This is a genomic window from Leyella stercorea (assembly GCF_021531655.1).
Window position 1 is genome coordinate 69,655 of the sequence record NZ_JADYUF010000008.1, and the last position, 14,369, is coordinate 84,023.

The following is a 14,369-nucleotide window of genomic DNA, read 5'->3' on the forward strand; positions in this document are numbered from 1 at the left end:
GAGTCCTTTTACACTCCAAAAGGAGTCCTTTTGCTCACCAAAACGAGTCCTTTTGCATGCCAAAAGGACTACATTTTTTCAGACCAACGATTTTCATTCGTTTTTATGTATAATTATACGGTTTCCCGAAAACGAGAATACAAAGTTAAAGGTTCTGCCGAAATGCTGCAAACAAATTGTAGACTAATACTATAGGCATAGTCTATCATAGCTGATAAGCGGATATGCAATGTATAAATATACAATAATTCAGGCTTTCGGCATAAATCCGAACTTCTGCCTAATGCAATTTGTTTGTGCCTGCATGCTTTCAAATGTCACAAAAAATGAGTACCTTTGCAGCCCCAAAGGATAACATTATAATTTTTATGGCTACCAATAATACTACATCTACTGGCTCTGCATGGACAGAGTTGGAATTTTCGGCTCGTTGCATAAGCCCATACATAAGCTCACCTATATATATTCCTGAAGAGACAAGCTACTTCCTCTGCCGCCCCGACGGCACACGCGAGCAGCACCGTCTCACCTTCGTGGTGTTCCGCACCGACAACGCTGCCGACGACGAATGGGAGGACGACCCCACTATCGGACGTCTGCAGATGGCTGTGCTCGGCGACGACGACGAGGAGGTGAAGCCTGCCGAAGCAGTATATCTGGGCGTGTCGCCCGACCGCTTCGTTAAGGTTGTGCGCAACGACGAGAACGAGATTGTGTTCGACTTTACATGGCATTACGGCAATGTTGTGATTGATAAGGCTGAGCGAACGGACGAAGGCTACGTGCTGCGCAAGGACGATTTCGGCGACGACGGCATCGCCTGCCGACTCACTCCGCGCAAAGGCAACCCCTTCACAATACGTCTCACCATCCCGTATGTGGGATTCTGCATAACAGATGCTGAGGGTCAGCGCATCACGGGCGACATAAACATCACACACAACAACCTGGCTGACTATCGCTACGCATTCGTCGGCGACAGCAACAACGACCGCTTCCAGGTGTCGTTGGCTGACGACAAGCTCAACTACATGTGCGTGTTGGGCGACGATGCGCGCCTGTCAATACGCGACATGCGCAACCGTATGGCGCTGGTGGGCGAGATTGACGCCGAAGGTCCGCTCTCTGACATCCTGATGGGGGCACACTCGGCTCTCATCAAGAACAAGTCGTTGCGCTGGCGTGTTATTCTGAGCGGCGAAGACGTTGAAGGTGCCGACGAAGTAGAGCTCAACGGCGTGGCTCTGGCACGTTTCGCCTTCGGCGTATTCAGTGCTGCCGATGCCCAGGACGAGGACTCAATAGCACAACGACTGATGGCTATGGAGCAGAAATACGGATTCCAGTGGTTCTGGCTGAGCGAGGACGACTGGAGCCACGAGCATCTTGAGGGTCTGATTGACATGGAAAATCTCGACAACGCCCCCGAAAAGATGATGCGCCAGGCTCTGCTCTTCAATCGATACGAAACATTCATGAAGCGTCTCGTTGCCTTCTCGTACATCTCGCAGAACCCCATCCAGGGCGACCAGTTGCAGGCTCGCAACAACAAACGAAAGATTGCACGCTGCGTACGCCGCATACAGGCCCACCGCAACGGCGAAGAAAGCGTATGGACTCTCGACGAAGAGGCACGCAACGAAATCATCCACTTCTTCTCAACATTCCACCGCGAGTTTACAGCGGCACTGGAGGAGTAAACGGGAAGGAAAATGTCAGGTTCGTCCGAAAGCTGATTCACATTGCTAATTTCCATCTGAATAAACATCGTACGAACCAAGAGTTTAAGCCAAAACAATAACGGCGGACTCCCGTCCGACGCACAAACCAAATCAGTAATATCTATATTAAAGATGTCAATACTGTCAGTTTGCGCGTCGGACGGGAGTCCGCCGTTCCGTTATTGTTTGCTCCGGAGGATGTGTCAAAAGTCAAGCAAAGCGGGCTGAAAGCCCAACAAGCACATAGCCCAGGGCAACACCCTGGGTAGACGGATTAATAATAACACAACGCCCTGCAAGGGCAAAAGCATTGATAATTAACGCTTTTGCCCTTGCAGGGCGCATTGGTGTTTGTGATACATTTACCCAGGGTGTTGCCCTGGGCTATGGGCTTCTGCCCCTTTGGGGCGTACTGCTTTGACTTTTGATTCCCTCCTTCTATTCGTTATTAAAACTTTATCAGTCGGCTGCCGTCCTGTGTCTCCTCGATTGTTACCTTAACGGCATCCTCGGGCAGGAGTTCTTCGATGAGTTCGGGCCATTCGAGGAAGCAGAGCGAACCGCTGTAGAAGTAGTCCTCATATCCCATGTCGTACACTTCGTCGAGTTTTTTGATACGATAGAAGTCGAAGTGGAATATGCTGTCGCCCGTTGTTGCCGACTGATATTCGTTGACGATGGCGAATGTGGGCGATGTGATGACATCGTCTACGCCCAGTTCCTCGCATACGGCTTTGACAAATGTTGTCTTGCCGGCTCCCATCTTGCCGTAGAAGGCGAACACTTTGCTGTCGCCCATGTTGGCAATGAATTGCTTGGCAGCCTCGTTTATGTCTGCCAATGTGTTTATTCTTATTTCCATAAATAAACAAAATAAAGGCCCTATCCCCAACCCCTCACAATAGAAAGGGAGGAAGCCCTACCCCCAACCCCTCCCCAGCAGGGAGGGGAGTAATGTGATTTTGTTGGGATGAGGGATAGTTGGCTGTATGATTTATTAATTGATTATTGTAAATTTTCTACTAAGCAGTCGGTTCATATCGCTCCCCTCCCTGCGGGGGAGGGGCTGGGGGTGGGGCTTCCCTCTACCTCTTCTTCAGCGTAACGAGCGGAATGAGCATTTCCTCCATTGATATTCCACCGTGCTGGAACGTGTCCTTATAGTACGACACATAGTAGTTGTAGTTGTTGGGATATGCCAGGAAGGAGTTGCCTGTAGCGAAAACGTACGACGTGGAGAGGTTGGGCGCAGGCAATTGCGCATCGTGCGGATTCTTGACAACAAACACTTCCTTCGACTGGCAGTTGAGATTCTTGCCGAGTTTGTAGCGCAGGTTGGTGTTGGTGTTGCGGTCGCCGATTATCTTTATGGGCTTCGATGCCCTGATACTTCCGTGGTCTGTGGTGATGATAACGGTGCTGTCGGTCTGCGCAAGGGCCTTAAGCAGCTCGCCAACTACCGAGTGTCGGAACCACGAGAGGGTTATGCTGCGATAAGCCGACTCGTTGTTGGCAAGCTCACGCACCATCTTCGACTCCGTACGTGCGTGCGACAGCATGTCGATGAAGTTCAACACCACAACGTTGATGTCGTTCTTCTTCAGCTCGCCTAGTCGTTCTATCAGCCGTTCGGCTGCTGCCGAGTCGTTGATTTTGTGATATGAGAATGTATCGTGGCGACGATAGCGTTCTATCTGCGTACGTACGAGCGGCTCCTCATTGATGTTCTTGCCCTCCTCTTCGTCCTCGTCGACCCACAAATCGGGAAACATACGCTCTATTTGTTCGGGCATCAGACCGGAGAATATGGCGTTGCGGGCATACTGCGTGGCTGTAGGCAGGATGCTCATATACATGTCTTCATTGACATCAAACATCTCGCCTATGTCCTGGGCGAGCGTGCGCCACTGGTCGTAGCGGAAGTTGTCGATGACAATGAGAAACACTTTCTCGCCGTTATTGACTGCCGGGAACACGCATTTCTTAAATATATCGGGACTCATGAACGGCCTTTGGGTTGTGCCGGGAGCCACCCACGACAGATAGTTCTTTCGAACGAACTTGGCGAAGGAGTTGTTTGCCTCCTCCTTCTGCATCTGCAGCATCTCCGTCATGTCCGAATCGGCAGAACTGAGTTCAAGTTCCCAACGCACAAGGCGGCGGTATATGTCCTTCCAGTCGTCCAAAGTGTTGCAGTCCATGATGCGCATTGCTATGTCCTGAAACTCCTTGCGATAGCCGGTCTGTGTCACTTCGGTGACAATCTGCTTCTTGTGGATGTTCTTTTTGAGTGCGAGCAGAATCTGACTGGGGTTGACGGGCTTGATAAGATAGTCGGCAATCTTCTGTCCGATGGCCTGATCCATGATGTTCTCCTCTTCGCTCTTGGTCACCATAACGATTGGTGTAGAGGGCGAAATTTCCTTAATCTGCTGCAATGTTTCGAGTCCTGTGATTCCGGGCATCATCTCGTCGAGCAGCACGAGGTCGAAATTGCGCTTACGACATTCCTCTATGGCGTCGTTGCCGTTGTTGACGGTGGTGACGTCATAGCCCTTCTTCTCCAAAAAGATAATGTGGGCGCGCAGCATTTCTATCTCGTCGTCAACCCACAACAGGTGTCCTGTAGTCATGTTTCCTATATTTTTTAGAAGCCTTCGAGGTCGTAATACTCGTCATTCAAGTCCACCTCAACGGGCTGTTTCTGTTTCTTTTTATCGTTCACGACATTCTTCTTGTCTGCCGAAACGGGCTTCTTGTCTGCCGCAGCGTTCTTCTTGTCTGCTGCAGCAGGTTTCTTTTCTGTCACAACGGTCGTCGTATTGTCAGTTGCAGCGTTCTTCCTATCGGTCGCGGCATCATTATCCTCGATAGTGATGTAGGTCTTATTGTCATTGTCGGCATCAACGTCGGGTGCTGTATCGGGCACATCCGGAGCGTAATTGTCGTCAGACGGGGGCTCAGGAGTATAGTCGGGCTCGTTGAGCAACGGCTCGTCGGCAATCTTGAGCGGTGCAAAGTGTCGTGCATAGAAACGGTCGTAGTCGTCGTAACTGAACTGCTGTCCGAGCAACTGGCGGTTCTCCTCGCTCACTATCACGCTGCGAGCGTGAGCCATAAGCTGTGCCACGGGCTTCTGACTGTGCAGCTGTCGGGCGTATTGCAGAGCCTCGTCGTAGTTGCGGAAACCGCTTATGGTCATGCTATGCATTCCGCCCACGTCCTCGATGGCAATGTCGAAGTTGCGAACCAGATAGCTCGTGAAGTTGTAACGGGCTATATTGAACAGCAAACGGTTCTCGTCGACCGAGTCGGGAGCGTAAACCGCCATGTATACGAACGGAGTGTTGCGCTCAGCCGACAACTGTCGGGTGGCAACAGAGTCGCTGTCGGCAAGCACGGCGGCACGTCGTTGCCACACATTGTCAATGTCGAACTTGCCACCATACAACTTGCGGCCTTCGCCCACGCCCTTGACAATCATTCCGGCGAGCGGAGCCACACCACTCTCGGGATACTTCTCCACCACGGTGCGCATGTCTTCAACGCATCCTGCGGCATCGCCGTCGTTCAGCTTGGACAGTCCGCCGATGAAGACGAACTTGTCGCGGTTGGCACCGAGGGCGAAACGGCTGCCCGAAAGTTCCACGCCAGCCTTCACTTCGTTGTAGCGTCCAGCCTTGAAAGCGTCGTATGTAGCGGCGTAGAGCGAGTCTTCGATGTGTACGCCGAAGCGTGCATTCTCCACATAATTGGGGTCGGACAGCAGCACAGTCAATTCGTTGTGCGGATAGTTGCGCTTCAGCAGACTGACATAAGAGTCGGCTGTGGGCTTGTCGCCCTTTCGCATATAGAGCAGAAAGAGGTGATAATAGGCATCGGGGATGCGTTCGGACGATTCGTACTGGCGTATGAGACGCAGCAGACTGCGCTCGGAGAGCGTGAGATTGTCGAGCTTGTCCTTGAATATTACGCCCGCATTGTAGAGTGCGTCCATAATCAGACGGTCGCTTTCGGCCTTCTGTTCGTCGGTGAAGGGTATCTGCGCCAAGTAGTATTCGCGCTGGTGCGGGTCGGCAACAACGCTGTCGGGCAGAGTCGCAGGAATCGAGTCGGCAACAAACTCTGTAGTGTCAGCCACAGCCTCATCGTCGTTATTGCCCACAGCTACAACGGTCTTGTTGGTGCGCCGCCAGTTGTCTACGTTCTCGCGCTTGCCCCAGAGTTTCCGGAAAGCGGTCTTGCCCTGGCTCACAGCCATAGGATTGTAGAAGTACCATTGCGCCTTATCGCCTTTCATGGCGGCTGAAGTGCTGCTGTTGAGAGGCCGTTGCTGGTTCAACCGGTTGGAATTGCCCGTGTCCATTGCACCGTCCGGCTGAGTGCCGTTGCTTGATTCCTGTTCGGCCTTGAGCCGTTGCTCCTCGCGTTCCTTGCGTTTGAGCTGCGTGATGACGCGGTCGATGGCAGCATTACGCGACGCTTCGTCCATACGGGCGAGCTGCTGCAGCGAGTCTTGCAGATGAACGGTCTCGGTGAATGGCACCAGTTCGTCGAGCACCTTAGAGCGCTGGTTGAGCTGAGCATAGCCGGGGCGGTCGTGGTCGAGCAGTCCTATTGCCTCACCATACGTGCGCTGTGCGTCGGCATAGCGTTCGCGCTGCCAGTAGATGTCGCCCAGACGGAGCAACAGCACTCCTTTCTCTATGCCCGAACGGGTAGCCCTTGCAGCTCCACGCTCATAAGCCGAGATGGCGTTTGCAGTATCCCGACGCGCCATATAGATGTTACCGATGGCGTAATACACCTGGTCGAGATAGTCCTTGTTCTTGTCGGAAGCCGCCATGCGCTTGAGCCGGGCTATCATCTTGTTCGACTGCGTACCCGACATCACCTCGGTCATGGCTATGCGTGCGTTGAACTCCACCTCATAGGGCGGATTCTGCCTTATCACACGGCGATAGGCATCGGTGGCAGCCGTCTTGTTGCCGAGCAGGGTCTGTATCTGTCCCATGATGAACCACTCGCGTGCACGCTGCTTGCGTCGCATCTCGTGGCGTATGACGCGGCGCAGATATTTGGCAGCGTTGGCATAGTCGGCGGTGCGCAGATAGTAGTCGGCGAGCGTATAGTCCCACTCCTTCTGTGCAGCCCAGTGTATAGAGTCGCGCCGTGTGGCACGTATCACGTCCTCGGCGTCGTAGTTCCATCCCTCCTCGATGTAGCACTTGGCAAGCCATGCGCGCGCCTTGCCGTATATGGCAGGCTGCGTGCGGTAGAGCCGCGACATATAGGCGAAGGTAGAAGCAGCCTCGTCGAAGTCGCCTTTGTAGAACTGCGAGCGTCCCATCAGCATCCATGCACGCCACAAGAAGGGATTGTACTCGCGTCGGGAGAGCCACTCACGGTCGCGTTGGGTCTTGCGCCGCTTCTTGTCCCACACGGGTCGGCGCTTGATGCTGTGCAGTCGGATGGTCTTCTGACACTTCTCTATGGCGCGTTCGTAGCCTGCCTTGCCCAACTCACGGCTCTGCTTGTTAGCCACGGTGTACAACGGCAGCAGCTCGGTGTAGTTGTCGCGGTTGCCGTTCTCCTTCTCTTCGGATGCGTCGATGTACGCAAGCGTACCATTATAATATGTATTGTAGCGTGCCTTGAAGGCGTGCCAGCGGCGTGTCATTGCCGTGTTTTTCTGCGTAGAGCATCCTGTCGCCGAGATGATGATGACGGCAACAAACAGGAATATGATGTATCGGGAACGCTGAAACACGGGATTTTGAATGTTGAATGTTGAGAGTGGAATGTTGAATGTTAAGTGTTAAATGTTGAATTATTAATTGGTGCGGAGCATATACACTTCGTCTTTTATCTGGTCGGGCAGTTCGATGCCACGCAGGTGCAGGCTGCGGCACCATGCTGCCACTTCGTCCTGGCGCATGGTATAGAGCACATCGGAGAACTGCTCAGCCTCGTCGTCGGTGTAACTGTCCGACTGTCGTCCGCTGAAAGCGTCGAGTTCTTCGTCGTCGAAGTATTCTATCGGCTTGGTCGACGCCTCCATCATGCAGTCTTGCTCGCACTTCGTCTCGGGCGTACCGTTGCATGTGGCACATGTCTGCTCCACCTTTATAGGGGCATCTTCGATATTCTTGCCGCGCGAAGCCACCTTTGAGGCTATGGCTACAATCACGCCGAGCAGGAGTATTGAAAGTATCAGAATCAGCATTTTTATATCGTTTTATTTAGCGATAAATACGTATGGTTTTCAAAAGGAGTCCTTTTGCACTTCAAAAGGGTTCGTTTTGCACTCCAAAAGGAGTCCTTTTGCATGGTAAAAGGAGTCCTTTTGCACCCTAAAAGGAGTCCTTTTGCTGGACGATGGTTTTACTATTGGTTTTCTATTTGATTTTCTCGATAGTCCAACCAGCCGATTCGAGGTCGTCCCAGAACTGCGGATACGACTTGGTCACTACATACGGGTCGTTGATTCGGAGTCCGGGGAACTTGATAGCAGCCGGTGCGAACGCCATAGCCATGCGATGGTCTTCGTACGTATCGATAGGTTCGAAGGTGGGTTCGCACTTCGCTCCGTCCCATATCAGCGTGTCGTTGTTCTCGTCGCGCAGCACATATCCCAGCTTGCGCAATTCGCGTTTCAATGCTTCTATGCGGTCGGTCTCCTTGATTTTAAGGCTCGCCAGTCCGGTGAACTTGAACGGAATGTCGAGCAATGCGCACGTCACGACAACGGTCTGCGCCAGGTCGGGAGCCGAGATGAAGTCGTAGTCGAGTCGCGGCAACATGCAATGCTGCTTCTTGAGCGTAACGGTTGGCATAGCGTCATTGTCGGCGCGCTCGGCGAAACGGGTCTTCACGCCCATCAGCGAGTATATGTACTTGACGATGGAGTCGCCCTGCTTCGAAGCGTCCATGAGTCCTTCAAACATCAGTTGCGACTCGGTGTCGTCCGTAAGCGCCATCATCTCATACCAATAGGACGACGCGCTCCAGTCGCTCTCAATCAGATACTTGTGCTGGTTGTACGGATGGGGGTTGACTTTTACGGTCTCCATGTCGCTCCAGTCGGCATCGGCTCCGAACTCGCGCATCATCCACAGCGTGAGGTCGATGTACGGACGCGATATGATGCCGCCCGTCATGCGCAGCTCCAGTCCGTTCTTGAGCACCGGACCAATCATGAGCAGCGCCGAGATGTATTGCGAACTGACGTTGCCCGGAATCTCCAGATAGCCTCCTTCGAGCGGATGTCCCTTGATGCGGAGCGGCGGATAGCCCTCGTTGGCAACGTATTCGATGTCGGCACCGAGATAGCGCAGCGCGTCAACGAGTATGCCTATGGGGCGGTTCTTCATGCGTTCGGTTCCGGTGATGACGTGCTCGCCGGGCGTTACGGACAGATAGGCTGTCATGAAGCGCATGGCTGTGCCTGCCGCCTTGATGTCGATGACGTCGGGATTGCTCATCAAGGCATTCACTACAACCTCCGTGTCGTCGCACACCGAAAGGTTCTGCGGCAGCACATCGCTGTTGGACAGAGCGTATATAATGAGCGCGCGGTTGCTGATGCTCTTGGATGCAGGTAGTTTTATGGTGGCATTGAAGCTTGCAGGTGCCTTGAGTATGTATTGCATATATATTTATTGTTTATTTGTTGAACCGGCATTGCCGGCTATACCTTATTATAATATAGTGCAAAGATAAGTATTTTAATTTATTTTCCAAAATTGTCGGCATTTTATTTGGCTGTTTCATAATAAGTGTGTATCTTTGCACCCGCTTACAAGAAGTTCGGGATGTAGCGCAGTTGGTTAGCGCACGCGTCTGGGGGGCGTGAGGTCGCTGGTTCGAGTCCAGTCATCCCGACTTAAAAATGGGTTAAAGTGTTGCCAAACAACATTTTAACCCATTTTTTATTGTTATACATTTGACACGAAAAAAAGCCTTCTATGCATCACGCACGGAAGACTTTCTATATTTCAAAAAATTTCAAAATAATTCCTTTATCACGCTGCCGTCCATACGTCTGATGCGCATTGGGCCGTCGTCGTAGGTGGCAAATGTGGGTTCGTTGCCTCCCTTTGGGAAGGTTATCGAACCGAGATTGCACACGATGCCGTCGTTTTCGGCAGGCTCAAGTTTCCACAGATGTGTATGTCCGTACACAAATATGTCGTGTGCAAGAGCTGGGCGGTTCTGCTCGTTGTATACATGTCCGTGGGTGATGAACATGCGTCGACCGCCATCAACGATGATGGCGTAGTCTGCCATGATTGGAAATTCGAGCAGCATCTGGTCTACCTCGGCGTCGCAGTTGCCACGCACGGCGACGATACTGTCCTTTCTGTTGTTGAGAAGCTCAACGATGCCCTTCGGGTCGATGCCTTCGGGGATGCGATTGCGGGGTCCGTAGTTGAGTATGTCGCCAAGAATGAGCAGCATGTCGTACTGGTTGCGGTCGTAGAAATCGAGCACTTGCTGAAGTGTCGGCAGACATCCGTGTATGTCGGATACTAATAAGTATTTCATAAATGTGTGTGTTCTGACGTGTACTAATGATATTATCAGTCGTTGAGTTCGCGGTCCTGGTCGCGCTTGCGCTTCTGTTCGTCGATAAGCTGGAAGTCCTTCTTGCGCAGCACGAATGTCGAACCGAGGTATTTCTCGCGCACCACTTCGTTCTCGGCGAGTTCTTCGGGCTTGCCCTGGAACAGAATCCTACCCTCAAACAACAAGTATGCACGGTCGGTAATGGTAAGCGTCTCCTGCACGTTGTGGTCAGTTATGAGGATGCCGATGTTGCGGTATTTCAGTCGCCACACCACATGCTGTATCTCTTCGACGGCAATCGGGTCGACACCAGCAAAGGGTTCGTCGAGCATGATGAACTTAGGGTCGATGGCAAGACAGCGTGCTATCTCCGTACGACGGCGTTCGCCACCCGACAACTGGTCGCCAAGATTCTTGCGCACCTTGCCCAGATTGAAGTCGGCAATAAGTTCCTCCAACTTCTTAAGTTGCTGCTTGCGTGTGAGATTGGTCATCTCGAGCACCGACATAATGTTGTCTTCGACGCTCAGTTTGCGGAATACGCTCGCCTCCTGAGGCAGGTATCCTATGCCGGAGCGTGCACGCTTGTACACTGGGAAGCTGGTTATGTCCTTGTCGTCGATGTATATGTGTCCGCCGTTGGGCACGATGAGTCCTGTGGTCATATAGAAAGATGTGGTCTTTCCTGCTCCGTTAGGTCCCAGAAGTCCTACAATCTCGCCCTGACGAACATTTATCGACACGTCGTTGACAACGGTACGCTTGCCATAACGCTTCACAAGTCCTTCGGCGCGGAGCACCATGCAGTGGGGCTTAGTGTCGGCAGCTGCCGCCATATCTTCTTTTATATCATTCATATCTGTTCTTGATTGGGTTTAGCATATATAAAAACCGATACAAAGGTAAAACAAAATATCATTTCCCCCAAATAAAACACAAAAACTTAAATCTTATGAATAGTTTTTGTCTTTTTATTGCTACTTTTGCATTCAATATAAATAAAGCACAACCATAATTATGTTGATATTGAAATACTTAAACACGTTCGGACGTTATCTCATGCTGATGGGACGCTCATTGGCACGCCCGGAGCGCATGCGCATGTTCTTCAAGCAGTACATTAAGGAGATGTCGTCGCTCGGCGTTGACTCTATAGGCATCGTGCTACTCATCTCGTTCTTCATCGGTGCCGTTATCTGCATCCAGATGAAGCTCAACATCCAGAGCCCGTGGATGCCCCGATGGGTGTCGGGATATACTACGCGTGAGATTCTGTTGCTTGAGTTCTCGTCAAGTATCATGTGTCTTATTCTGGCAGGCAAGGTAGGATCGAACATCGCTTCGGAGTTGGGCACCATGCGCGTTACGCAGCAGATTGACGCCCTCGACATCATGGGTGTCAACTCAGCCAACTATCTCATTCTGCCGAAGATACTGGGACTGGTCACAATCATGCCCTTCCTCGTAATCTTCTCTTCTGCTACGGGCATACTGGGAGCCTACGGCACGGCTTACATCGGACACATCCTCTCGCCCGAAGACCTTACGCTCGGACTGCAACACCAGTTCAACTCATGGTTTATGTGGATGAGTATAATCAAGAGTCTTGTCTTCGCGTTCATCATTTCGAGCGTGTCGAGCTATTTCGGATATACGGTTGAGGGCGGATCGGTAGAAGTAGGCAAGGCCAGCACCAACGCTGTGGTCAACTCAAGCGTACTGATTCTGTTCTCGGACGTGTTCCTCACACAGTTGCTAAGTTAAAACAGCAACACCTCAACATAACAACATAACAACCCACTATGATTGAAGTAAAACATCTATATAAGTCGTTCGGCGACAAGGAAGTGCTAAAGGACATCAACGCTGTGTTTGAAGACGGCAAGACAAACCTTATCATCGGACAGAGCGGCAGCGGCAAAACGGTGCTTATGAAGAACCTTGTGGGACTGCTGACGCCTACAAGCGGCGAGGTATTGTACGACAACCGCAACTTCGTGGCAATGAGTAAGGACGTTAAGGTGCAAATGCGCCGCGAGATGGGAATGATATTCCAGAGCGCTGCCCTATTCGACTCGCTCTCGGTATTGGAGAACGTAATGTTCCCGCTCGACATGTTCTCGTCGATGAACTATCGTGAACGCGTACGCCGGGCACAAGAATGTCTCGACCGCGTGAATCTTATCGACGCACAGCAGAAGTTTCCGGGCGAAATATCGGGAGGTATGCAGAAGCGTGTAGCCATTGCGCGAGCCATCGTACTCAACCCCAAATATCTGTTCTGCGACGAACCGAACTCGGGTCTCGACCCTCGTACATCGCTCGTCATCGACGAGTTGCTGTCGTCAATCACAAAAGAATACGACATCACAACCATCATCAACACCCACGACATGAACTCGGTGATGGGCATCGGCGAAAACATCCTGTTCATATACAAGGGCCGAAAGGAATGGCAGGGCACCAAAGACGACGTGATGGGAGCTACAAACGAGAACCTCAACGACCTCGTTTTCGCATCCGATCTGTTCCGCAAAGTGAAGGAAGTGGAAATGGAAAAACTTAGCAAAAAAACACATATTCAGCCGTAAACGGGCTGAAAATTAAGACGTGAAATGTTAAAATCAAGTTTTTTCAAACATTTCTTTTACAAAAGTTTTGGTATCCGAAAAAATGGAACTATCTTTGCAGTCGAAAATTATCATCATATCATAACAACCAATTTAAACCATACAGACACAACACGCCAAGACCATTCTCGCAAGAGATGGAACGGGCGACAACCATACCTTTAAACAATCACCTAATAATACCTTCTCAAAGAATAAAAAAACTGATAGTCATCACTTTACTATTAATTTAAAGCCGCGCCGCAGAGAATGCAGCGCGGCTCTTTTATAACAGCTATATTATGTTGATATTCCTATATAACTTACTGACAGCATACATCATTCCGGGAATGATGCTTGCATTCGGTATATGCCTCTTCTTACTTACCATACCCGATAAGGAAGAGCTCAAGAATTATGCATTTGCACGCAAGGTGATGGGGGTCACGTTCCTTGTCTACTGTGCAGCACTCATCTGCGAGACGTTTTCGCAGCAGTCGCTTGTGGGCGACTTGCTCAACAGTATGATAGTAATAGCCATCGGCATAACGCAAGCCTTCCTCTTCACCTATTCGCTCATTGCACTGCTCGACATCAGCTTCTTCACCAAGCGTGCTGCCTTTAACGAAACCTTGGTGGTAGCTGTCAGCATTGCTGTAGCCTTCGTGCTGTTTGCCGTTTGTCCGCCAGACAGCCGGCAGTATGTCTTCTATGCTTTTTCGCTTTTCTACATGTTGCTCATGGCACGCTACGTAGCGCTGTTCAACCATTACTACAAGCACTATCGCCAACTCATGGACAACTATTTCTCCGACAGCGAGCGCAAGCGACTGCATTGGGTGCCCGTGGCTTTCTACAGTGCATTCGGCGTTGGCATCATCGCCCTGCTGTTCGCGTGGATGATAACACCGCTTACGCAACTGCTGTTCATGCTCACGGCGGTGGTCTATTACTCTGTGTTCGCCGTAAGATTTATGAATTACGTGTACATCTTCCCGAAAATCAAGGAGCCATTGGAAGACTCTGCATGCGAAGTTACTGATACGGAAGAAATGCCGATTGACGTTTCAGCCGACAACGCATCAGCCGACATCACGGCTACTGAAGACGATCAATCGCTGATGGAACAGATAGAACGACTGATGCAGGAGAAGGCTCTTTACAAGACTCCCGACCTTTCCATTGCCAATGTCGCAACCTTATGCGGCAAGAGTCATCGTGTCGTCTCTACAGCCATCAATCATTGTCGTGGCATCAACTTCAAGACATACATCAACGAGTATCGTGTGGCAGAGGCAGCAAGACTCATCGAGAATGGATGGCTCAAGCAGCACACGCTCGACGCACTCGCCTCAGAGACGGGCTTTGCAGGCAGAGTGAACCTCTATCGTGCCTTCAAGCGCAAGACGGGCGTGTCGCCAACCGACTGGGAGACGAAGACTATATAGTGATACTTTAGGGCTATTTTTGG

Annotated in this window: 12 protein-coding genes and 1 tRNA gene; 5 read left to right on the forward strand and 8 right to left on the reverse strand. The window is 51.3% G+C overall.

Translation table 11 applies throughout. The features are described 5' to 3' along the window. Positions 1-368 precede the first annotated feature (368 nt). The gene (locus I6E49_RS03845; RefSeq protein WP_235400559.1) at positions 369-1,700 is read left to right on the forward strand and encodes a hypothetical protein; all 1,332 of its coding nucleotides are present in this window, start codon (positions 369-371) and stop codon (positions 1,698-1,700) included. Positions 1,701-1,931: 231 nt separating this feature from the next. Here I6E49_RS03845 and I6E49_RS14410 read toward each other — a convergent pair whose 3' ends face one another. The 6 genes from I6E49_RS14410 to I6E49_RS03870 all read right to left on the reverse strand — a co-directional run bounded on the left by I6E49_RS14410 (position 1,932) and on the right by I6E49_RS03870 (position 9,373). Beyond that, positions 1,932-2,066, reverse strand: coding sequence for a hypothetical protein (locus tag I6E49_RS14410; RefSeq protein ID WP_262911509.1), 135 nt, complete (start codon positions 2,064-2,066; stop codon positions 1,932-1,934). Positions 2,067-2,169: 103 nt separating this feature from the next. Beyond that, the gene (gene tsaE / locus I6E49_RS03850) at positions 2,170-2,583 is read right to left on the reverse strand and encodes a tRNA (adenosine(37)-N6)-threonylcarbamoyltransferase complex ATPase subunit type 1 TsaE (protein WP_235392104.1); all 414 of its coding nucleotides are present in this window, start codon (positions 2,581-2,583) and stop codon (positions 2,170-2,172) included. 223 nt (positions 2,584-2,806) lie between these two features. Beyond that, on the reverse strand, positions 2,807-4,354 hold the full coding sequence (locus I6E49_RS03855) for a bifunctional response regulator/alkaline phosphatase family protein (protein ID WP_235400560.1): 1,548 nt from the start codon (positions 4,352-4,354) through the stop codon (positions 2,807-2,809). Between the two features lie 14 nt (positions 4,355-4,368). Continuing rightward, positions 4,369-7,401 (reverse strand): tetratricopeptide repeat protein, encoded by a 3,033-nt coding sequence (locus tag I6E49_RS03860; protein WP_235400579.1) that lies wholly within the window; start codon positions 7,399-7,401, stop codon positions 4,369-4,371. A gap of 153 nt (positions 7,402-7,554) precedes the next feature. Next, positions 7,555-7,947, reverse strand: coding sequence for a hypothetical protein (locus tag I6E49_RS03865; protein WP_235400561.1), 393 nt, complete (start codon positions 7,945-7,947; stop codon positions 7,555-7,557). 172 nt (positions 7,948-8,119) lie between these two features. After that, positions 8,120-9,373 (reverse strand): 3-phosphoshikimate 1-carboxyvinyltransferase, encoded by a 1,254-nt coding sequence (locus I6E49_RS03870; RefSeq protein WP_235400562.1) that lies wholly within the window; start codon positions 9,371-9,373, stop codon positions 8,120-8,122. A 158-nt stretch (positions 9,374-9,531) separates the two neighbouring features. On the opposite strand from I6E49_RS03870, the gene I6E49_RS03875 reads away from it, so the two are divergent. Then, positions 9,532-9,605, forward strand: a tRNA-Pro gene (locus I6E49_RS03875). A gap of 123 nt (positions 9,606-9,728) precedes the next feature. On the opposite strand, the gene yfcE is transcribed toward I6E49_RS03875, so the two are convergent. Both yfcE and lptB read right to left on the reverse strand, forming a co-directional pair. Further along, entirely contained in the window at positions 9,729-10,268 is a 540-nt protein-coding gene (yfcE, locus tag I6E49_RS03880; protein ID WP_235400563.1) for a phosphodiesterase, read from the reverse strand. A gap of 35 nt (positions 10,269-10,303) precedes the next feature. After that, positions 10,304-11,146, reverse strand: a complete 843-nt coding sequence (gene lptB, locus I6E49_RS03885) for an LPS export ABC transporter ATP-binding protein (protein WP_235400564.1) — start codon at positions 11,144-11,146, stop codon at positions 10,304-10,306. A 160-nt stretch (positions 11,147-11,306) separates the two neighbouring features. Here lptB and I6E49_RS03890 point away from each other — a divergent pair, with 160 nt between their 5' ends. The 3 genes from I6E49_RS03890 (at position 11,307) to I6E49_RS03900 (ending at position 14,346) form a co-directional block, all read left to right on the forward strand. After that, entirely contained in the window at positions 11,307-12,053 is a 747-nt protein-coding gene (locus I6E49_RS03890) for an MlaE family ABC transporter permease (RefSeq protein WP_235400565.1), read from the forward strand. A 38-nt stretch (positions 12,054-12,091) separates the two neighbouring features. Beyond that, entirely contained in the window at positions 12,092-12,880 is a 789-nt protein-coding gene (locus tag I6E49_RS03895; protein WP_235400566.1) for an ABC transporter ATP-binding protein, read from the forward strand. Between the two features lie 320 nt (positions 12,881-13,200). Continuing rightward, complete coding sequence (locus tag I6E49_RS03900) at positions 13,201-14,346, forward strand: helix-turn-helix domain-containing protein (RefSeq protein ID WP_235400567.1); 1,146 nt, start codon at positions 13,201-13,203, stop codon at positions 14,344-14,346. Positions 14,347-14,369 lie beyond the last annotated feature (23 nt).

What these genes read in the sequence shown, in the direction of transcription:
- I6E49_RS03870 (WP_235400562.1), bottom strand. Translation starts at nt 9,373, where the DNA reads ATGCAATACATACTCAAGGCACCTGCAAGCTTCAATGCCACCATAAAA.
- tsaE (WP_235392104.1), bottom strand. Translation starts at nt 2,583, where the DNA reads ATGGAAATAAGAATAAACACATTGGCAGACATAAACGAGGCTGCCAAG.
- I6E49_RS03845 (WP_235400559.1), top strand. Translation starts at nt 369, where the DNA reads ATGGCTACCAATAATACTACATCTACTGGCTCTGCATGGACAGAGTTG.
- I6E49_RS03890 (WP_235400565.1), top strand. Translation starts at nt 11,307, where the DNA reads ATGTTGATATTGAAATACTTAAACACGTTCGGACGTTATCTCATGCTG.
- I6E49_RS03860 (WP_235400579.1), bottom strand. Translation starts at nt 7,401, where the DNA reads ATGACACGCCGCTGGCACGCCTTCAAGGCACGCTACAATACATATTAT.
- I6E49_RS03855 (WP_235400560.1), bottom strand. Translation starts at nt 4,354, where the DNA reads ATGACTACAGGACACCTGTTGTGGGTTGACGACGAGATAGAAATGCTG.
- I6E49_RS03895 (WP_235400566.1), top strand. Translation starts at nt 12,092, where the DNA reads ATGATTGAAGTAAAACATCTATATAAGTCGTTCGGCGACAAGGAAGTG.
- I6E49_RS03900 (WP_235400567.1), top strand. Translation starts at nt 13,201, where the DNA reads ATGTTGATATTCCTATATAACTTACTGACAGCATACATCATTCCGGGA.
- I6E49_RS03865 (WP_235400561.1), bottom strand. Translation starts at nt 7,947, where the DNA reads ATGCTGATTCTGATACTTTCAATACTCCTGCTCGGCGTGATTGTAGCC.
- yfcE (WP_235400563.1), bottom strand. Translation starts at nt 10,268, where the DNA reads ATGAAATACTTATTAGTATCCGACATACACGGATGTCTGCCGACACTT.
- lptB (WP_235400564.1), bottom strand. Translation starts at nt 11,146, where the DNA reads ATGAATGATATAAAAGAAGATATGGCGGCAGCTGCCGACACTAAGCCC.
- I6E49_RS14410 (WP_262911509.1), bottom strand. Translation starts at nt 2,066, where the DNA reads ATGCGCCCTGCAAGGGCAAAAGCGTTAATTATCAATGCTTTTGCCCTT.